The 20,886-nt window shown below is 35.0% G+C and carries 22 protein-coding genes; 6 read left to right on the forward strand and 16 right to left on the reverse strand.

All coding sequences use genetic code 11. The features are described from left to right. Positions 1-461 precede the first annotated feature (461 nt). From AC3ASS_RS05305 to typA, 4 genes are all read right to left on the reverse strand, one after another. Positions 462-806, reverse strand: coding sequence for a hypothetical protein (locus AC3ASS_RS05305; protein WP_488282476.1), 345 nt, complete (start codon positions 804-806; stop codon positions 462-464). A 171-nt stretch (positions 807-977) separates the two neighbouring features. Next, positions 978-1,265, reverse strand: coding sequence for a hypothetical protein (locus AC3ASS_RS05310; protein WP_488282477.1), 288 nt, complete (start codon positions 1,263-1,265; stop codon positions 978-980). Between the two features lie 13 nt (positions 1,266-1,278). Then, a complete protein-coding gene (locus tag AC3ASS_RS05315; RefSeq protein WP_488282518.1) occupies positions 1,279-1,593 on the reverse strand; it encodes a YlaH-like family protein in 315 nt (104 codons plus the stop codon). Positions 1,594-1,619: 26 nt separating this feature from the next. Next, complete coding sequence (typA, locus tag AC3ASS_RS05320) at positions 1,620-3,452, reverse strand: translational GTPase TypA (RefSeq protein WP_488282478.1); 1,833 nt, start codon at positions 3,450-3,452, stop codon at positions 1,620-1,622. A gap of 120 nt (positions 3,453-3,572) precedes the next feature. On the opposite strand from typA, the gene AC3ASS_RS05325 reads away from it, so the two are divergent. Further along, positions 3,573-3,758 carry a YlaF family protein gene (locus AC3ASS_RS05325; RefSeq protein ID WP_488282479.1) on the forward strand — a complete coding sequence of 62 codons (186 nt, stop codon included), beginning with the start codon at positions 3,573-3,575 and terminating at the stop codon, positions 3,756-3,758. A gap of 10 nt (positions 3,759-3,768) precedes the next feature. Here AC3ASS_RS05325 and AC3ASS_RS05330 read toward each other — a convergent pair whose 3' ends face one another. Together AC3ASS_RS05330 and AC3ASS_RS05335 are read right to left on the reverse strand one after the other, a co-directional pair. Then, a complete protein-coding gene (locus AC3ASS_RS05330; RefSeq protein WP_488282480.1) occupies positions 3,769-4,584 on the reverse strand; it encodes an inositol monophosphatase family protein in 816 nt (271 codons plus the stop codon). Positions 4,585-4,794: 210 nt separating this feature from the next. Further along, on the reverse strand, positions 4,795-4,989 hold the full coding sequence (locus AC3ASS_RS05335; RefSeq protein WP_488282481.1) for a hypothetical protein: 195 nt from the start codon (positions 4,987-4,989) through the stop codon (positions 4,795-4,797). 175 nt (positions 4,990-5,164) lie between these two features. Between AC3ASS_RS05335 and AC3ASS_RS05340 the strand changes: the two genes are divergently transcribed. Further along, positions 5,165-5,785: a YktB family protein gene (locus AC3ASS_RS05340; protein ID WP_488282482.1), complete on the forward strand. Its 621-nt coding sequence runs from the start codon at positions 5,165-5,167 to the stop codon at positions 5,783-5,785. A 35-nt stretch (positions 5,786-5,820) separates the two neighbouring features. Here AC3ASS_RS05340 and AC3ASS_RS05345 read toward each other — a convergent pair whose 3' ends face one another. Both AC3ASS_RS05345 and AC3ASS_RS05350 read right to left on the reverse strand, forming a co-directional pair. Further along, positions 5,821-6,099, reverse strand: coding sequence for a UPF0223 family protein (locus tag AC3ASS_RS05345; RefSeq protein ID WP_488282483.1), 279 nt, complete (start codon positions 6,097-6,099; stop codon positions 5,821-5,823). A 12-nt stretch (positions 6,100-6,111) separates the two neighbouring features. Continuing rightward, complete coding sequence (locus AC3ASS_RS05350) at positions 6,112-7,074, reverse strand: NAD(P)H-dependent flavin oxidoreductase (protein ID WP_488282484.1); 963 nt, start codon at positions 7,072-7,074, stop codon at positions 6,112-6,114. A gap of 263 nt (positions 7,075-7,337) precedes the next feature. Here AC3ASS_RS05350 and AC3ASS_RS05355 point away from each other — a divergent pair, with 263 nt between their 5' ends. Beyond that, on the forward strand, positions 7,338-8,810 hold the full coding sequence (locus tag AC3ASS_RS05355) for an aminotransferase class I/II-fold pyridoxal phosphate-dependent enzyme (protein ID WP_488282485.1): 1,473 nt from the start codon (positions 7,338-7,340) through the stop codon (positions 8,808-8,810). Between the two features lie 348 nt (positions 8,811-9,158). On the opposite strand, the gene AC3ASS_RS05360 is transcribed toward AC3ASS_RS05355, so the two are convergent. The 3 genes from AC3ASS_RS05360 to AC3ASS_RS05370 form a co-directional block, all read right to left on the reverse strand. After that, a complete protein-coding gene (locus tag AC3ASS_RS05360) occupies positions 9,159-11,753 on the reverse strand; it encodes an FtsX-like permease family protein (protein WP_488282486.1) in 2,595 nt (864 codons plus the stop codon). Further along, a complete protein-coding gene (locus tag AC3ASS_RS05365; RefSeq protein ID WP_488282487.1) occupies positions 11,750-12,427 on the reverse strand; it encodes an ABC transporter ATP-binding protein in 678 nt (225 codons plus the stop codon). The genes AC3ASS_RS05360 and AC3ASS_RS05365 overlap by 4 nt, the downstream gene beginning before the upstream one ends. A 209-nt stretch (positions 12,428-12,636) precedes the next feature. Beyond that, positions 12,637-12,750 carry a GapA-binding peptide SR1P gene (locus tag AC3ASS_RS05370; protein ID WP_488282488.1) on the reverse strand — a complete coding sequence of 38 codons (114 nt, stop codon included), beginning with the start codon at positions 12,748-12,750 and terminating at the stop codon, positions 12,637-12,639. A 222-nt stretch (positions 12,751-12,972) separates the two neighbouring features. Between AC3ASS_RS05370 and AC3ASS_RS05375 the strand changes: the two genes are divergently transcribed. Then, complete coding sequence (locus AC3ASS_RS05375) at positions 12,973-13,389, forward strand: DUF1885 family protein (protein ID WP_488282489.1); 417 nt, start codon at positions 12,973-12,975, stop codon at positions 13,387-13,389. Positions 13,390-13,530: 141 nt separating this feature from the next. Beyond that, positions 13,531-15,057 (forward strand): glycine betaine uptake BCCT transporter, encoded by a 1,527-nt coding sequence (locus tag AC3ASS_RS05380; protein ID WP_488282490.1) that lies wholly within the window; start codon positions 13,531-13,533, stop codon positions 15,055-15,057. Positions 15,058-15,080: 23 nt separating this feature from the next. On the opposite strand, the gene AC3ASS_RS05385 is transcribed toward AC3ASS_RS05380, so the two are convergent. Further along, a complete protein-coding gene (locus AC3ASS_RS05385) occupies positions 15,081-15,332 on the reverse strand; it encodes a hypothetical protein (protein ID WP_488282491.1) in 252 nt (83 codons plus the stop codon). Positions 15,333-15,536: 204 nt separating this feature from the next. Here AC3ASS_RS05385 and AC3ASS_RS05390 point away from each other — a divergent pair, with 204 nt between their 5' ends. Then, positions 15,537-15,932, forward strand: coding sequence for a hypothetical protein (locus AC3ASS_RS05390; RefSeq protein WP_488282492.1), 396 nt, complete (start codon positions 15,537-15,539; stop codon positions 15,930-15,932). A gap of 47 nt (positions 15,933-15,979) precedes the next feature. On the opposite strand, the gene lpdA is transcribed toward AC3ASS_RS05390, so the two are convergent. The 4 genes from lpdA to pdhA form a co-directional block, all read right to left on the reverse strand. Continuing rightward, positions 15,980-17,389 (reverse strand): dihydrolipoyl dehydrogenase, encoded by a 1,410-nt coding sequence (lpdA, locus tag AC3ASS_RS05395; RefSeq protein WP_488282493.1) that lies wholly within the window; start codon positions 17,387-17,389, stop codon positions 15,980-15,982. Between the two features lie 3 nt (positions 17,390-17,392). Next, the gene (locus AC3ASS_RS05400; protein ID WP_488282494.1) at positions 17,393-18,670 is read right to left on the reverse strand and encodes a dihydrolipoamide acetyltransferase family protein; all 1,278 of its coding nucleotides are present in this window, start codon (positions 18,668-18,670) and stop codon (positions 17,393-17,395) included. An 87-nt stretch (positions 18,671-18,757) separates the two neighbouring features. Further along, positions 18,758-19,735, reverse strand: coding sequence for an alpha-ketoacid dehydrogenase subunit beta (locus AC3ASS_RS05405; RefSeq protein ID WP_488282495.1), 978 nt, complete (start codon positions 19,733-19,735; stop codon positions 18,758-18,760). Positions 19,736-19,738: 3 nt separating this feature from the next. Continuing rightward, positions 19,739-20,857 (reverse strand): pyruvate dehydrogenase (acetyl-transferring) E1 component subunit alpha, encoded by a 1,119-nt coding sequence (gene pdhA / locus AC3ASS_RS05410; protein WP_488282496.1) that lies wholly within the window; start codon positions 20,855-20,857, stop codon positions 19,739-19,741. Positions 20,858-20,886 lie beyond the last annotated feature (29 nt).

Consider the following 20,886-nt stretch of genomic DNA (forward strand, 5'->3'; position numbering starts at 1 on the left):
AAACACAGCGAGGGACGAGCTGATGTTGACTTATCGTAGGGGAAGGAGTGGGTCGTTCGCAAGCCACTGCGAGCCGAGCTAGACAATAGAAAAGCGAAGGCACAATTAGAACGCCGTATGAACGGGAGGGCCTCTCGCACTGAGATAAAGGAAACACGACGAGACACGAGTCGTTGTTGACTTATCGCAAGAGAGAGAGGTCATCGTTCACTAGGCGTTCGTGCCGCAGCTAGACATAGAAAAGCGAAGGCACAATTAGAACGCCGTACGAACGGGAGACACTCCTGCACTGAGATACGTTAACTATTAACAATTCTTGAAGGAAAGTCTCATCAATGATTTGATTCAACTGTTTAAATGTTCACAAAAAAGGCACGAACGTTAACTTACAGCGTTAGTGCCTTTTTATATATCCTAATCTTTAAATTGCTAAAGTTTTTTATATAACTTGTAAAATTGGATTAAGCTTTATGTTTAACATTCAGTTTCAGTCTCTCCACAATAACTATAATAAAATATAAAATAATCAATACAATAGAAATGCTAAGGTATAATTCAAACCTCGATAAAAACATTTCTTTTGTCCATTGGTCATCTGGTAATAAAAATTTAGCCAAAAAATTAGAAATCCCAATTCCGTCGTTAGCTTCGGAAATTAAGCTTGCTGTATAATTTTGACCTAAAGCAACACTTGAAAGAATTGCGAATGCTATCAAAGGTATTGTAGCCTGAGACATTTTCATTTTCTTTTTTGAAATGAAAACACCAGCTATTATACCGTATACCACCAATATACCGAAAAGCATAAAATTCCTCTCCTATCCCCTTTATTTATTTATTTCGTCAAATTCAACTGTTTCTCCTCTAAATTTATTCCTTAAACATTTGGTATGGTAACTAAAATTTATTAAAGTAGCTAAATCAAAATAAAAAACCAGTAGATTTTACTTCATGTAAAATTCCACTGGTTTTTTCAATTATTCATCGTAATTTTTAAATTTTTCCGGTTCTCTGTTTATATGTTCAATCATGGAGTCAATGAGTTCTCTCGGAAACCGATACGTTTTCTTTTCATCGGAAGTTTGAATGTCTACAACATATTTTTCCTCATCGGAATATACATCTACTTGTTCCATATTGAAATCGCTCTTTAAAATTTCATAAAACATAGCCGTTGTTTCCCTTGCTGCTGTATCTTCTGGACGATGATCAGCCACTACTTTAATCGACAACCAATTATAAACGGCATCTTGTAATGAACGCATGTCCATTTCCCCTTTATTTTGCCTTAGCTTCCCCATCATGTTCAAAGTATCTTCTAACTCGATAGATGATTAATATTAATGCGGCTACAATTAATCCTTCCGCAATTGGTAAAAAGACACCTAAAAAAGATAGTATTGTACATCCTAATATGAGAAAAGTATAAACGATTAATGATTTTAACAAAGGTAATTTTCTAGCAAAACCAAGCTTATAAACAATAATCGATAATAAGCAGATAGTTAAATATAATAACCACATTCCCAATTCAGGATTTTTATCTACTTGGTAAAGGGAAGCAAAAAACGTCAGGCGACTTTCTAAACTAATCAACAGTCTTTCCTCCTCTCACCTTATTAATGAGCAAGTTTTTTCTTCTTCGCTTGTCGTTCTCTTTCGTTTTTATCTAATATTTTCTTTCTTAGCCGTATTGACTTTGGTGTCACTTCACAATATTCATCATCGTTCAAATACTGTAATGCTTCTTCTAATGAAAAGATTCTTGGTTTTTTCATCGTAGTTGTTTGTTCTTTTGTTGCTGAACGAATGTTTGTGGCATGTTTCACTTTTGTAATATTTACGGTTAAATCGTTTTCGCGGTTATGTTCACCAACAATCATACCTGCATAAATTTCTGTTCCAGGTTCGACAAAAATAGTTCCTCGATCTTCTATTTGAAGTATACCATAAGATGACGCTTTTCCTGTTTCTAATGACACTAAAACCCCTTGTCTTCTACCACCAATTTGTCCAGGTACAACCGGTTCATAACGGTCGAATGAATGGTTAATAATTCCATAACCTCTTGTAATCGTTAGGAATTCTGTTGAGTAACCAATTAAACCACGTGAAGGTACGGAGAAAACTAAACGAACCTGTCCATTTCCATTATTCACCATATCAAGTAGTTCACCTTTTCTTGTACCTAACGACTCCATCACGGCCCCAGTATACTCTTCAGGAACATCGATAATGACGCGTTCAAACGGTTCACATTGAACCCCATCAATTTCACGAATAATAACTTCAGGCTTTGATACTTGAAGTTCATATCCTTCTCTTCTTAAGTTCTCAATTAAAATGGATAAATGTAACTCGCCACGACCGGAAACTATCCAGGCGTCTGGAGATTCCGTATTTTCTACGCGCAAACTAACATCAGTTTGTAATTGAGCTAACAATCTCTCCTCTAATTTTCTTGCTGTTACGTATTTACCTTCTTTTCCAGCAAACGGGCTATTATTAACTAAAAAAGTCATTTTTAATGTTGGCTCGTCAATTCTTAATGGCGGTAGAGGCTCTTGATGATCGATAGGAACGACTGTTTCTCCTACATTAATATCTTCCATTCCTGATACGGCAACTAGATCCCCAGCATATGCTTCTGTAATTTCTTCACGTTTTAATCCAAAAAAGCCAAACATTTTAGTCACTCTAAATTGTTTAATCGTTCCGTCTAACTTCATTAATGCAACTTGTTGTCCCGTTTTCATTGTTCCGCGAAACACACGGCCAATTCCAATTCTTCCTACGTAATCATTATAATCAAGTAATGCTACTTGAAATTGTAATGGTTCTTCACGATTATCTAAAGGAGCTGGAATATGCTCAATAATGGCTTCAAATAACGGTTCCATTGTTTCTTCTTGATGATCAGGTATTGTACTAGCCGTACCATTAATCCCTGATGCATAAATAACAGGGAATTCAAGCTGATCATCATCTGCACCAAGTTCAATAAATAACTCTAGTACTTCATCTACTACTTCCTCAGGTCTTGCAAATTCTCGGTCAATTTTATTAACAACGACAATCGGAGTCAATTTTTGTTCTAATGCTTTTTTTAATACGAAACGAGTTTGTGGCATACAACCTTCGAATGCATCAACAACAAGTAATACACCATCAACTAGCCTTAAGATTCGTTCAACTTCGCCACCAAAATCAGCATGTCCAGGTGTATCTAATATATTAATTTTTACATCTTTATATTGAACAGCTGTATTTTTCGCTAAAATTGTAATTCCACGTTCTCTTTCTATATCATTAGAGTCCATCGCTCGTTCTTGAACAACTTCATTAGAACGGAAAATTCCTGATTGGCGCAATAGCTGATCTACCAATGTAGTTTTCCCGTGGTCAACGTGAGCAATGATCGCTATATTTCGAATGTTGTTTCTTTTCTCCATACAATCTCCTGCTTTCAAGTAAATTAACTATGTTATTATAACACATCATTGAATTTTAAGTAGAAAATCTTATTTATATTTTGTACAATATTAAAAGAGATTAGAGGTGAAAGAACAAAAATGAAGAATATTAAGTGGATTTTTGTCTTTTTTGCGGTATTAGCAACTGCCTCCATTATGGGTATTGGAATTGCGATTAGTGAAAAAAGCATTTTAATTGCTAGTATTTCCGTAGGTTTATCGCTTTTATCTATGGCCATGGGAATCGCAACAAAAAGAAAGTGGAGAAATGAAGGAAAATTATAACGGATAGGAACTATTTCCTATCCGTTTGTATTTTAGCAACTTTAATATAATCATTTAATAATTCATCATAAATAAATGGATTACTAACAAATAACGTTCCTTTTTGGATGAGTGATACTTCGTTACCTTCAAACGTTGAAACTTTTCCCCCTACTTCTTCAACAATTAATTTTCCTGCTGCATAATCCCATGGTGCAAGTCTTGGACTTATGTAAGCATCTAATCTCCCTGTTGCAACATACACCATTTCTAAAGCAGCAGAACCATAGGATCTTACTCCGCGAACTTTACGGACAAGTGAGGACATTAAGTGATGATCTAAATGTTTATTTGTCACTAACCATGTAGCATTTAATGCAATAATGGCTTCATCCGTTTTTACTTTTCGAAGTGGTTGAATTCTTTCGCCATTTAAAAAAGCCCCTTCACCTTTTTTTGCAAAATATAATTCATCATGAACAACATCATAAATATAAGCAAGTTTTCCTATCCCATTTTCATAAACACCAATAGAAATTGCAAAATTTCTTTGTTGATGTATAAAGTTCATTGTCCCATCAATCGGATCTATAATCCAAACTATACCATCCATTGACTTTAATTCATCCCCAAAACCTTCCTCACCAAGAATTCGATGCTCAGGGTATGTACTTTTAATTTTTCCAATAAAAAATTGTTCGGTCTCTTTATCAATATTTGTAACTAAATCGTTTCGATTCGCTTTTGATTCTATATTTAATGTTTTTTGAAACGACGCTCGAATTTGATCTCCTGCTTGATTAATCCAATTTCTAGCTAACTGATCTATTTCATTCCAAAGTTCCATCTTTTTTTCCTCCAACATTTCCATTTCTTTTAGGGTAATAAAACTTTTTCTGACTATCAACTATCTTCTCTTATAATTTGTCCAATTATGAAAATGCTTATTGTAAAACAAAAAACGAACTCCTTCACTTCTTTTGAAAGAGTCCGTTTTTAGACAATTATTCTTTTTGTTATATAATGCATGAATTGACCTTACTCCTTTCTTCATTTGTTACAATGCTTGATATAAAATTAGCTCATTTCGAATTTTGTTCAGCTTTTCTTTCGATTCTTTTACTTTATCATCATGTTTATTTTGAAGAGCTTCGTATAATACCGCTAGTTCGTAATCCAATTCTAACCGTAAAACACGAATTTTCGTTTGATTTTCTTCCATCTTTTTAATAGGTTTCATTAATTGTTTCACAACAAGCACCTCCTTAAATATCGGAATTTTCAGATTTATTATCTATATTGTATGAAGGTTTTTATAAACATGCAACTGAAAATGACTTCCAATTCATGCTCGGGCAACTTTTTTTTCATTCAAACGTTCATATGTTAAAATAATCGATAAAATTATACATTTTTTGGAGGTTGTTATGAGTTTTCAAGGATTTACAGAAAAAGATTTTCATGTGTTTCAAATAGAAGGATTAGATAATAGAATGAATGCATTAATTAGTGAAATCCGACCTAAGCTTGAATTTTTAGGTAAATATTTTTCTCCCATTTTATCTTCACTTGTCGGGGAAGAAATGTTTGCGCACGTTGCCAAGCATGCAAGAAGAACGGTAAATCCACCAAATGACACATGGGTAGCATTTGCTCCAAACCCTCGTGGATATAAAATGGTTCCTCACTTTCAAATTGGACTATGGGAAACACACGTATTTGTATGGTATGCACTAATTTATGAAGCTACGATGAAGAAAGAAATTGGAAAGAAAATGGAGCAACATTTAGATGAGATTTATACAACCATTCCTAAACATTTTGTTTGGTCACTCGACCATACAAAACCGGATGCTTTTAAACATCAAGAGTTATCAAAAGATGATCTACTAAAAATGTTTGTACGTCTACAACAAGTAAAGAAAGCAGAAATTTTATGTGGAATTCACTTGCCGCAAAATGAAGTCATAAACATGAGTGGAGAACAATTACTAAATACTTTTGAATCAACTTTTAAAACTTTAATACCTTTATATAAGTTATCATAAATATAAGCCCCTTTCTTATTGAAAGAGGCTTCCTTTTATTTCTTTTTCATCGATATTTTCACGTTTTCTGGATGTTCCTTCATTTCTTTTACAACATGATAGGAAGAAAATCCGCTCACTTCTTGAAATTCTTTAAATAATTTTTTCTCTTCAGCTATACTTGGAACAACTTCCTTAAATCTTTTATATGCTTTGAGGAGATCTTCACGCATGACAGAAGAATCGTATGCTTTTTCGATCAATTCAAAAAAACGAACTACATCAATAATTTCTTTTGTTGACCAATCCATAGAAATGGGATATGAATATTCCATATTAAATCTCCTTTATTGTTCTGACCATTTTTTTCGTATTTCGTTAGCTTGTTGAATCATTCGATTAAATAGCTCGTTTACAGTCGGGACATCTTTAATTAGACCAATCGCCTGTCCCGCCCATGCAAATCCTTCATCTAATTTACCCTCATTGGCATATCGTTTATTAGCTTTTCCAGAAATATAGTCTTTTAAATGTTCATATGTACCATTTTCTTGTTCAATTTTTAATATTTGTTCTGTCCATTTATTTCTGAGGGCTCTCCCCGGTGCCCCTAGTGTTCTTTTGATGACAACAGTATTTGTTTCATCACTTTCAACAATTGCTTTTTTATACGCTTCATGTGCATGAACACATTCTTTCGTTGCAATAAATCGGGTGCCCATTTCTATTCCTTCTGCACCTAAACTTAAGGCTGCCATTAATCCTCTCCCATCAGCAATACCTCCAGAGGCAATGACTGGGATCGAAACACTATCGACAACTTGTGGAACAAGAACAAATGTACCGATGTCATCTTTTCCTAAATGTCCGCCTCCTTCCTGACCAACGACCATGACCGCATCGGCACCAAGACTTTCTGCTTTTATTGCTTGCCTTTTTGATGCAACTAAAACTAATTTTTTCATATCAATCCCTTTTAAATAATCAAAAAATGAGGTTGGATTTCCACCTGTAACAGATACGACAGGAACTTTTTCTTCAACGGCAACTTGTAAAAAATCTGTAAAGGGACGACCATGTTGACCAATGGCAAAATTAACACCAAAAGGTTGATTAGTTAAGTTTCTTACTTTATGAATTTCTTTTCGCAAATCTTCCGGATGTTCTAAGGACAACGCCGTAATTTGACCTAATCCTCCTGCATTACTAACGGCAGCAGCTAACTCCGCATAGGCTAAATGAGCTAGTCCTCCTTGAATAATTGGATAGCGAATATTTAATAATTTCGTTACTCTCGTTTCCCACTTCATTTGACTCTCCCCCCTTGATGGAAATTTTAACATATTTCCTCGCAAAATATTATGGAGTTTTAAAGATATACTCCATTATTACGATATTTTCATCAACCACAGAGAAAAGAATATCAATTTTTCACACTTACGATTCCTGCTTGAAAAGATAGTTAGTTTTCAAATTGGAAAATATATAATTGATATGTCTCTATGCAAGAAAAAAAAATGATGCTATAATCTTTCTGTTTTTAGGATTCTAATATAATGAGGTGTAGTCAATATTGTCACAAAACGAAACGCCACTGTTTACTGGTCTTGTTGAACATGCAAAAAAAGAACCGATCCAATTTCATATTCCTGGGCATAAAAAAGGAGTCGGTTTAGCCCCGGAATTTCGCGATTATATTGGAGAAAATGCATTTAAAATTGATTTAATCAATATTAGCCCCCTAGATGATTTACATCAGCCAAAAGGAATGATAAAAAAAGCACAAGAACTTGCCGCTGAAGCATTCGGGGCAGACTATACATTTTTTTCGGTCCAAGGTACAAGCGGTGCCATTATGACAATGGTTATGACCGTATGTGGTCCTGGGGATAAAATTATAGTCCCACGCAATGTGCATAAATCTGTAATGTCTGCTATTGTTTTTGCTGGAGCCATTCCAATATTTATCCATCCAGAAGTTGATGAAGATTTAGGTATTTCTCACGGTATTACTACAGAATCTGTAGAAAAAGCGCTTCAACAGCATCCAGATGCAAAAGGAGTTCTAGTCATTAATCCAACCTATTTTGGCGTCGTTGCTGATTTGAAAAAAATCGTCACCATTGCTCATGGTTATGGCGTTCCAGTGCTCGTAGACGAAGCTCATGGAGTTCATATTCATTTCCATGAAGATTTGCCGATTTCTGCTATGCAGGCCGGAGCAGACATGGCGGCAACAAGCGTTCATAAACTTGGGGGATCAATGACTCAAAGTTCGATCTTAAATGTGAGAGAAGGACTTGTCTCAGTTCAGAGAGTGCAATCCATTTTAAGTATGCTGACAACAACTTCTACTTCTTACTTATTATTAGCTTCCCTTGATGTTGCGAGAAAACAATTGGCTATCAAAGGAAGAGAACTCATTCAAAAATCTATAGACTTAGCTAATTATATAAGATCCGAAATAAATAAAATCCCTCATTTATATTGTGTTGGAAAAGAAATAGTAGCAAAGAATGCTGTTTTTGACATTGATCCTACCAAATTAATTATTTCTGTTAAGGACCTTGGAATTACTGGACATGATGCAGAAAAATGGCTTCGTGAAGTATATAACATTGAGGTTGAGCTCTCTGACTTATACAACATCTTATGTATTGTCACTTCAGGGGATACTGAACGAGAAGCCAATATATTGATAAAAGCGTTACAACATATGTCTAGAGAATTTGAAACATATGCTAAAGAAACAACGATCGACCAAGTGTTACTACCTGATATACCGGTACTAGCAATATCACCTAGAGATGCTTTTTATGCAGAAACAGAAATCGTTCCATTCGAGGAATCGAATGGAAGAATTATTGCGGAATTTGTAATGGTTTATCCTCCAGGAATCCCAATTTTTATTCCTGGTGAAATCATCACCGAAGAGAATCTTATCTACATTCAAAAAAATATAGAAGCTGGGCTTCCTGTTCAAGGACCAGAGGATCCTGAACTAAAAACATTACGAGTGATTAAAGAACATAAAGCCATTCGTTAGAAACAAAGGCATGTGAAATTTGAACTTCCCCCTGTTAAGTAGACAGTGGAAAACATAAAATGAATATTAGCGGCTTTAGTCCTGAATTATTTAACTGGACTAAAGCCGCTTTTGTTTTTGATATGGTTGTTGCTGTTAGAAAAGTTTTTTTGGGAAAATGCAAGGAGAAAACATGTTAAAAAACCCCAATAAATATATTAATATTAACCAAAATAAATTTTTTGAAAAGAAAGTGGTAAAATTTTTGTTTTGGCTCTTTTATAGCAAAAACTGCTCCCCATAAAAAGGAAGCAATTTTTTGTTTTTCATCTGTCTACCATAAAAGGAGGAGCATTCACGCGCTTATTCCTATGTAAACTTTCTTAAATATATACGAAGTTGAATCCATGATATTAGGATAACCAAAAAGAAAAAACTAACCATTGATAGAAATAATGTAAATGCAACTGCAGTATTCAAAGAATAAATGAAAGAAAAGAATAGTCCATTAATCATTGTTCCCAAAAAGATTGAGGTAAAACTCCATATCATTACTTCTTTTAAATGAAGCTTTAATATATGAGATTTTTTCCACCCAATAGCTTTAAAGATTGCTAGTTCTTTTTCCCTTACTTTCACCATGGACATTAAACTTTCAGCCAATGTAAAGAATGCCAGCAAATAGGCAATAATAATTAATACAACATGCCAAGAACTAATTTGAGTATTAATAAATTGACCTAGTAAAGTAGTATTTGTTCGATTTACTGTTTCTGTTAGCGATACATAAACAAACGATGATAGGGCACTAACTAATAATAATTGTAAAAAGGATGAACGAATATATTTTGCATAATATAAAATATTTTTTATTACTAAAAAGTGATGTTTGTTACGAATTGCCCATGATATATTTCTATTTTCATTCCTTTTTTCAATCCCCTTTATTTTCCAATAAATCGAAATAATCATGAAAAGTAACATAACTGCTAACATGATGGGCTGCCAAATATAAATTGTCGATGGTAACTCCATCCCCTTTTGAACAGACCATAAAGTTGGTATTGAAATAATAAAAGATACGAATAGAACAGATATGATTTCTAATCTCGAAAGACGGAAAATATGGTTCCTATTCCATCCTAGATGAGAAAATAATATCCATTCGCTTTTCTTACTAACCTGCCAAAATATCATCCGATTCCAAATATAAATAAAAGCTACTAAGATAAACAAAACACCTAAAATGAGATTAGTTGCACTCCATTCACTAACAATAGTCCCAGCTGCACCTAGTGTTGTCCAAGATTCTTCCACTAAACCTATTCCTTCAACATCAACTTGCAACTTTTTCGGACTAGCACCAGCGACAATCGTTACATGCAGACCCATTTGTTCAATTTCTTTTGCTACTTTTTCAATTTTTTCTTTTGCTTCTTCTGTATATCCGTCCAATCCAGCTACTTTCACACGAATCGCATCAATTGGCCTATTCCCTTTAATAATTGCCGCACCTTCCATATTTGTGACTCCTTGAGCAGGAGGAGATACAAAACTTCCTGGTGAAACGGTTGGCATCATTTTTTTCTTTTTCTCTTTCCCATCTCCGACAAAATATACAGGAGCAAATTGATAGATTCCTAGTGGGCTTGATGCAAGCTTTTCTCTATGTTCTCCTACTTCTACTTCCCCAACAGGGTCAATAACTACAGAAATATCTTCATAGTCTTCATGGCGTTCTACCTCTTTACCTTTTTGAATCATTTCTCTATAAATCGGTATCCCTTGGTCATCCCTTATTTTTTTTATTTTTACCTTATGGTCATCCAACTCATAAGTGACATGACCGGCTTGATAGTGGAGTCCTAAATAACTTGTTTTCGTGGTTGCATGATATCCCTCTTCAAACATCCCGATTTGCTCATTTAATAAAGATTCAATTTTTCCTTCCTTTGTTAAAAATGGAGAATATTTCGATTGGTCGAATGCTTGAATATATTCACCTATCGGCACTGAATATGATTTACGATCTAACGCTTTCATCGTTAAAAGCTTATTTAAAAGTTCGGTATATACTGGCTCATAAAATCTAAATGTATAATAATCAGGTACGGTATTTGTTTTTTCATCAAGTACATCTAGTTTTAAGTCTTTTCGAAATTGTTGAATTTCTTCTAAAGATAAATCTAGCGTATCCACTTGTACGTTTACGCCTAATGAAACTGGATCAGATTTCACTTCTAGAATAGGTACAACCTTTGCATGGGGGATGTAATCGTTTTTCCAAAGAGTACCCCACCCAACTTTCATAGATTCCGGATGTATTCCATTAAAGGAAATACCAGTTAATCGCTCTTCTTGTTCAGGATCAATCCCCACTAATAAATGAAAAGTTGGAGGCATTAAAAATTGGGTCCTTCCACCATCATAACATTGGTTTAAACTATCTTCATCATTCGTTAAACTTTGAAAGGGATATTGTTTAATGGTTGACTCCAAATGGATACATGCGTATTCTTTGCCATAAGGGTATTGATGAACTCCATCAAACGTATAAAATTGAGCTAAATATCTCGTAGACGTTTCGGGAGGATATACGGACATATTTGAATTAATTCCCGGAAAATACCCTAATGACGCAACAGGTGCAGCGATTTCAATATCCTCACGATTTTTTATATTATTCCATTGTTCGATAGAAATGCCACCATTGCCGAAACCAATATAATTTTCTGGAACGATTCCTAATTGTTCTTCTAATGGATGGATATTCTCTTTGGATCGAACAAGCAAATCATAACTTCCTCTCGAGTAATAAGTAATATCAGATTCTACTTGCCGATGGGCATGCTGTAAAGAGGTTATTGAGATTGGCAATGATGAGAAAACTAATACTAACGCAAGTACCATTAAACCATAAGAAAAACCTTTTCGTTTCCAATGTTTCCATAATAACTGCTTCATATTTTCACCATTTCCTGTATTCGTCCATCTCTAATATAAATTTTACGATCTCCCCATGTAGCAACTTCTAAATCATGAGTAACTAGTATAATTGTCATCCCTTCTTGATGGAGAGTATGCAAAATCGTTAATATATTATTTCGGTTTTCCTCATCTAAGTTACCGGTAGGTTCATCGCACAACAATATACTAGGTCCATGTAATAAAGCCCTTGCGATGGCCGTTCGCTGTTTCTCTCCCCCGGACAATTCATTGGGCAAAGAATGCAATCGATGATTCATTTGAAGTTTCTCTAAAACTTTGACAGACTTTTTTTCTAATTCTTTTTTATCCATGTACGGCCACTGTGGAATCATCACATTTTCTAAAACCGTATATTGGTCAAATAGACGGTAATCTTGAAAAATATACCCGATTCTATTCCTACGATACTCTTGTAATTGATTACTAGAAAAGTCGGTTAAGAGTTCTCCTTCAATTTGGATTTCCCCTTCCGTCGGCTTTATCATTCCTCCAATTACATTCAATAAGGTTGTTTTCCCTGATCCTGATGGACCTAATATATTTAGCCATTCACCTTTTTTCACCTCTAGAGATATACCGTTTAACGCATGGACGGTGCTATTACTATGACGATTAAATGTGACGAAAACTTTCTCCATTTTTATACTCATTTTTTACACCTTCTACATTTTATTTTTATAAACGAAGAGGCTGCAATTGTTTGGGTTGAAGGACCAATATTTGGGTACCTAACTGTATTTTACCATTTTTTTCATTTATGCAAACTATTTTTTAGAAAATTACAAATTATTATATTATCCGATAAAAATAAAAAGGAAGCATTCTTTAATCAAGGATGCTTCCAACATATACTCATCACTTATTCTTTATTTTTACCCTCACACTCACAACATTTTCCATAAAGAACGGTTACTTTCTCATCCTCAAAATGATCGATGGTTGACTCGCAAGTTTGGCAAACAATTGTACCCATGGTAGCCTCCCTTAAGTTTAAAATCATGAAAACGCTTTACAATTTAATAATATTACATACTATTTTATATTTCAAGCCTAAATTGTATAACACATTTACACTCAATATTTGTTCAATAATATATTCTAATTCATAGGAATAGATTGTATTAACACTAGCTTCACATTGTCGAAATTATTCAAAAAATGATAAAATTATAAAAAATGGACGGGAGGGTTTGATTTGAGCGAAAGCACAATTATTAAATTAGTAGATCAATCCAAAAAACAAACGGTTTCTATAGAAGAAGTAAAAGAGTTGTTTCGTTATTATAAAGAACTGACCAATAAAACTGGTAAACAATTAAATTGGGAATATGATGAAGCTGCTTTTCCGTATGAAATAAAAGAGCCAAGCGAAGGAAAAGATTACTCTTTTTATTTATACTCAAGCGCCCAACCAAGATATCATTTAATCCTTGTTGGTGTTGGAAATGAAACTGAGTCTGATTGTTCTTTTATTCAAATATCCCTCCATCCTCATTCAGGTATTGGAGACAAAGGGAAAGCCAATGAATTCGCAAAGTTTTTAGCAAAAAAGTTAAAAGGTGAGCTCCACTTATTTAATAAACGAATCATGTATTTTTATCCGAGAAAATAACCGGTGATCCCGGTTATTTTTTATTAGAATGATAGATGAGGCTCATTCCTTTAAACAGAAATGAATCTATGTTAGAATGGTTCATTGTTGGAAGCCCCCATAATTCCCCAAAAGTTATAAAACTAGAATAGGAGGGATTTGATGAGTAGGCTAACACCCGTTTTTAAGGTATCTGTCTTTGTAACCATATTATTCATTATATGGGGACTGGTACCTAAGGGATTGATGCCGAAAGGAAATTTAGATCATGTAACATCAATCGTCCACGAATTTATTTTAGAAAAATTTGGTTGGTTTTATTTAATATCGGGCACATTATTTTTACTCTTTGCCTTATTTTTAATCTTTAGTAAGTATGGCAATATTCGACTAGGGAAAGATGATGCGAAACCAGAATATAATTATATAACTTGGTTCGCGATGCTATTTAGTGCAGGTATGGGGATTGGCCTTGTATTTTGGGGTGTTTCTGAACCTATGTATCATTACTATGAACCACCATTTGAAGAAGGTGGTACACCTGAAGCTGCTAGAGCTTCTTTACGTTACTCATTCTTTCATTGGGGATTACATCCATGGGCTATTTATGCCATAGTTGCTTTAGCTCTTGCTTACTTTCAATTCAGAAAAGGACAGCCAGGGGTTATTAGTTCTGCTTTAAGACCTATTTTAGGTCGAAAAGTGGATGGTATGATAGGTGTAATGATCAATGTAATCGCAATATTTGCTACTGTTTTTGGTGTAGCAACTTCTTTAGGTCTTGGCGCTATTCAAATTGGCGGAGGATTTTCTTATCTCATAGACGGCATTGATAATCAATTTTCTACTCAACTAATTATTATTATTGCTGTTACGATATTATTTATGATTTCTGCCCAAACTGGTTTAAACAAAGGGATCAAATATTTAAGTAATATCAATGTATTACTAGCGATCTCATTGCTACTGTTTATTTTATTTTTTGGGTCAACAAGCAGAATCATGGATTTATTCACTACTACTATCGGATCCTATGTACAAAACTTACCTTCAATGAGTCTACGTTTAAGTCCTTTTGAAAATATTTCATGGTTTCAAGATTGGACCATTTTTTACTGGGCTTGGTGGATCGCGTGGGCTCCGTTTGTAGGTACGTTTATTGCCAGAATATCAAAGGGAAGAACGATTCGAGAATTTGTGAGTGGTGTGCTAGCGGTTCCAACAATATTAGGTGCCCTATGGTTTTCTGTTTTTGGTGGTTCAGCATTATTCATTGAAATGAATGAGTCCGGAACCATTATGGATGTGATCTCCAATCAAGGAATGGAAGTAGCACTCTTTGAAGTCTTTCAACATTTCCCATGGTCAACATTCCTATCCGTTTTAGCGATTATTTTAATTAGCACATTCTTTATTACTTCTGCTGATTCAGCAACATTTGTTTTAGGAATGCAATCTTCTAACGGTAGTTTAAATCCGTCAAATAGTCTGAAATTAGTATGGGGAATCATTCAATCAGCTACGGCTGTCATTTTGCTTTATACAGGGGGATTAACCGCTTTACAAAAAGCGTCTATAATTGCAGCACTGCCATTTTCGATAATTATGATTTTAATGATTATATCCTTGATTCAATCATTAAAACGTGAATACCCCAAAGACAAAAAACAACCGAATCGAAGTTTGTGATCGGCTTTTCGCCGATCTTTTTTTCAATTAAACGCCTTACTAAAAAATTTTAATCCTTCATGGATGGAATAGTAAGCAATTAAACTAATAACTACCATCAGCCAAACTTGTTTCCAATTAGATAAATACCTTTTCCCTATTAATAACGCAAAATAAACAAAAATCAAGAATAATAAAGTCTTATAAAGCAAATGATCCTTATTTGATAACCATAACGCTAAAGAAAAACCACTCCATAAAAATAATTGAAATAAACAAACAATATAATAGTTCATCTCCATTGCCTCAATTCATTCTACTTTATATTCATATTTATGTATGTCCTCCTTAAACTATTTTTCATTTCTATAACAATTAGATGACAATAAACACCTATTTTCTTTTATATGATAAAATGATGGGGAACTACATAAAATTTACAATTACAATGCCTATTTACTTATTGGACTTATACAATATATAGGAAGAAGGAAGTAGGTATGAGGAAATTAAATCGTTTTCATGTTTGTTATATATTTTCAATGATTTTTGTATTATCTGCTTGCACGCAAAAAGAACCTATATATAAACAGTTAGGGCTGGAGAAAGATGTGCCCCATATTTTATTTGTATCGAATAAACAGAATTATTTGAATGAAAGTGTGTATTATGATGCCTTAATTGAATTAATGAACACCTTTCCAGAGGATATCAACCAATTAACCGTTTTACAATTCCAAAAAGATGATGAATATTTAAAAAGACTAAACATTGAAGAATCTCCTTGTCTATTAATTATTTTTAATGACGATATTTTAGTTAATATTAGTGGGGCTGTTTCTAAAGAAGAGATTATACAACCCGTTACGAAAACTTTATCCCAATATCAACAATAAAACCCCCAATTCACGAGAAAAGTGATATTGGGGGTTTAATATATGTCTTATTTTAAAATATGGACAGGTAATCCAATAGCAACTTCAGCTGCTTCCATTGTAATTTCTCCTAATGTTGGATGAGCATGGATGGTCATTGCTATATCTTCTGCTGTTACACCTGCTTCAATCGCCAAACCAATTTCAGCAATCATATCAGAAGCACCAGGACCAGCGATTTGTCCACCGATCACTAAGCCATCTTCTTTACGAGTAACAAGTTTTAAGAATCCTTCTTGGTTGTTTAATGCTAAAGAACGTCCATTTGCTGCAAATGGGAATTTAGCTGTCACAACTTCGATTCCTTCTTCTTTCGCTTGTTGTTCAGTATAACCAACAGTTGCAAGTTCAGGATCTGTGAAAACAACAGCTGGGATCGCTAAGTAGTCAATTTGTGCTGGGTGACCGCTAATAGCTTCCGCCGCTACTTTTCCTTCATAAGATGCTTTATGAGCTAAAGCAGGACCTTCAACAACATCTCCAATAGCAAAAATATTGTTTACATTTGTACGGCATTGTTTGTCAATTTTAATTAAACCACGTTCAGTAAGTTCAATACCAACTTGCTCTAATCCAAGCTCATCAGTATTTGGACGACGACCGACAGTAATTAATACATAGTCAGCTTCAATTTTCTTTTCTTCGCCCTTCACTTCATAGGTTACAACAACGCCATTCTCATTTTCTTCAGCACTTTTTGCCATTGCTTTTGTGATAATTTCCACGCCTTTTTTCTTTAGATTACGTTTCACAAGGGCGGTCATTTGTTTTTCAAATCCTAATAGGATATCTTCTCCACCTTCAAGAATCGTAACCTCTGTACCAAAGCTTGCATAAGCGTTACCTAATTCAGCACCAATGTAACCGCCACCGATTACAACCATTTTCTTAGGAACTTCTTGTAAGTTTAACGCTCCAGTTGAATTAATGATACGCTTTGAATACTTGAATGATGGTAATTCAATTGGACGAGAACCTGTTGCAATAATGGCATGTTTAAATGTATAAGTTTGTGCAGAATTTTCGTTCATCACACGAAGCGTATTAGCGTCTACAAAATACGCCTCACCTTTTACCATTTCTACTTTATTTCCTTTTAATAAGCCTTCAACACCGCCAGTTAACTTTTTAACAACACTAGATTTCCATTCTTGGACTTTCTCGAAGTTTAGTTTTACATTTTCAGCAACGATTCCGATGTCTTCAGAATGTTTTGCAGATTCATAAGTATGTGCGGCATGAATTAAAGCTTTTGATGGAATACATCCAACATTTAAACATACTCCACCAAAGTGTTCTTTTTCAACAATCGTTACTTTTTGACCAAGTTGTGCTGCTCGAATAGCTGCTACATATCCGCCGGGGCCAGCACCGATGACTATAGTATCTGTTTCAATAGGAAAATCTCCAACTACCATTTTTTACGCCTCCATCAGTAATAATTCTGGGTCATTCAATAAACGTTTAATATGGTTGAGTGCATGTTGTGCTGTTGCACCGTCAATCATGCGATGATCAAAGCTTAGAGATAATGCTAAAACAGGTGCTGCAACAATTTCACCGTCGCGAACTACTGGTTTTTCAGCGATGCGTCCAATTCCTAAAATAGCTACTTCAGGGTGATTAATAACAGGTGTAAACCACTGACCGCCTGCAGAACCGATATTTGTAATCGTACAAGAAGCACCTTTCATTTCATTCGGAGTAAGTTTTCCTTCACGTGCTTTTACTGCTAGTTCATTAATTTCTTTAGAAATGTTAAAGACTGACTTACGATCTGCATGTTTCACAACCGGTACTAATAAGCCTTTGTCAGTATCAGCTGCAATACCAATATTATAATAATGCTTATGGACGATTTCTTCTGTTGCATCATCGATAGAAGTATTTAAAGCAGGATATTCGCGTAATGCACTAACTAAAGCTTTCACAACGTACGGTAAGAATGTTAGCTTAATACCTTTTTCACTTGCAATTTCTTTAAATTTCTTACGATGTGCCACTAATTTTGTAACATCAACTTCATCCATTAATGTTACATGAGGGGCAGTGTGTTTTGAATGTACCATTGCTTTTGCAATAGCTTTTCGAATTCCACTTAATTTTTCACGAGTTTCAGGGAATTCTTCACCAGCAGGAATGACAGGTTTTTTCTCTACTTCTACTTTTGTTTGAATTTCAGCTTGTGGAGTTTCTTGTTCAACTTGTTCAGACTGACCACCAGCTACAAACAAATCAATATCTTCTTTTAATATACGACCATTTTTTCCAGAGCCAGTAACTAGGCGAATATCAACACCTTTTTCTCTCGCATACTTACGAACAGAAGGCATTGCAATGACACGTTTTTGTTCTACGTTTTCTTCAGTAGTTGCTTCTTCTGCTTTAATCTCTTCTTTTGCTGTTTCTTGCGGTGTGTCGTTGCTATGATCATCACCTTTAAATTTTAAATTTTCATACCCCGGTGCGTCAAATGTGACTAATGTTTGTCCAACAGTTGCAACTGTTCCTTCTTCTACTTTAATTTCTAAAACTTTTCCTTTAACTGGAGATGGAATTTCTACTACCGCTTTATCGTTTTGAACTTCACATAGTACGTCATCTTCACTTACTTCATCGCCTGGCTTAACAAACCATTTTACAATTTCACCTTCGTGAATACCTTCCCCGATATCCGGGAGTTTAAATTCAAACGCCACAGGAACTCACCTTCCTATTCTAATTTCTGCTACCTAAATACGTGTTATAAGATGTGAGAAGGAAAGACCTTCTCACATTTCAATTCATTAAAAAGTTAAAACTTTTTTCGCTGTTTCAATAACATCTTTATAGTTAGGCAACCATACAGATTCTGCTTGAGAGAATGGATAAACAGTATCTGGTGCCGCCACTCTCAATACCGGTGCATCCAAACTTAAAATTGCGCGATCATTAATTTCCGCTACAACATTTGCTGCAATTCCGGCTTGTTTTTGTGCCTCTTGTACAACAATGGCACGATTAGTTTTCTCAACAGAAGCAATAATAGTGTCAATATCTAAAGGTTGAACTGTACGTAAATCAATGACTTCTGCAGAATATCCTTCTTTTTCAAGTTCTTCTGCAGCTTTTAATGATTCGTGAACCATTGCTCCATAGGCAATGATCGTAATGTCTTTACCTTCTCTTTTTATATCTGCCTTTCCGATTGGAATTGTATACTCACCTTCTGGCACTTCTTGACGGAAAGAACGATATAATTTCATATGCTCAAGGAAAATAACTGGGTCATTATCCCGAATCGCTGAAATTAATAATCCTTTTGCATCATATGGTGTAGAAGGGATAACAACTTTTAATCCAGGTTGTTGTGCAACTAAACCTTCTAAACTATCTGCATGAAGTTCCGGCGTATGGACTCCTCCACCAAATGGAGAACGAACAGTAATTGGTGCATGGTAGCGTCCACCGGAACGATAACGCATACGAGCCATTTGTCCGCTAATTGAATCCATTACTTCATAAACGAAACCAAAAAATTGAATTTCCGGAACAGGACGATATCCTTGAAGAGCAAGTCCAATGGCTAAACCGCCAATTCCAGATTCAGCTAAAGGAGTATCAAATACACGATCTTCCCCAAACTCTGCTTGCAATCCTTCTGTCGCACGGAATACTCCTCCGTTTACCCCAACGTCTTCACCAAATACAAGAACATTTGGGTCGTTGCGTAATTCAATCCGCAACGCGTCAGTGATTGCTTGAATCATTGTCATTTGCGCCATGGCTTACTTCGACTCCTTTTCTTTATATATTTCAAACTGTTCTTTTAAGTTGTATGGTAATTCTTCATGCATAATAGAAATTAAGTCTGTCACTTTTTGTTTTGGTGCTTCGTCCGCTTTTTTGATTGCTTCTTTAATTTCTTCTTTTGCACGTTCGATGACTTCTGTTTCCATTTCTTCGTTCCAGATACCTTTTTTCTCTAGATATTTACGGAAACGCACTAGCGGATCTTTTTTCTCCCACTCATTATCTAATTCAGATGAACGATATCGAGTTGGGTCATCACCTGACATTGTATGAGGTCCATAACGATAAGTTAATGTCTCAATTAATGTTGGTCCTTCTCCATTTATCGCACGTTCTCTAGCTTCTTTCGTAGCTACATAAACAGCTAATGGGTCCATTCCGTCTACTTGAATACCTGGAATTCCTGCTGCAATGGCTTTTTGTGCAATCGTTTTAGCAGCCGTTTGTTTTTCTACTGGAGTAGAAATAGCAAATCGGTTATTTTGCACGACGAAAATCGCTGGTACTTGATATGCACCTGCAAAGTTAATTCCTTCATAGAAATCTCCTTGTGAAGACCCTCCGTCACCTGTATATGTAATAGCTACAGATTTTTTGCCACGTTTTTTCAATCCAAGTGCTACACCGGCAGCTTGTACATATTGTGCCCCGATAATAATTTGTGGTGGTAAAACGTTCAATCCTTCTGGCATTTGGTTACCTAGAAAATGTCCGCGTGAAAATAAAAATGCTTGATGTAAAGGCCATCCGTGCCAAATTAATTGCGGTACATCGCGATACCCTGGAAGAATGAAATCTTCTTTTTCTAATGCAAAATGGGAAGCAATTTGCGATGCTTCTTGACCGGCAGTCGGAGCATAGAATCCAAGGCGTCCTTGACGGTTTAAAGAGATGCTTCGCTGATCAAGAATTCTTGTATAAACCATTCTGCTCATTAATTCTTGTAACTGTTCGTCTGTTAAATCAGGAACAGCACTTTCGTTAACAATTTCCCCTTCCTCATTTAAAATTTGAAAAGTTGGAAATTGCTCATGAATTTTTTCAAGCTGGGCATTTGCATCAAACTTAAATTGCTTTTTTGCCTTTGATGCCATTTTAATCACCTCGTCCTTTCCTTTGAACT

This window comes from Bacillus sp. JST-5, from assembly GCF_057747715.1.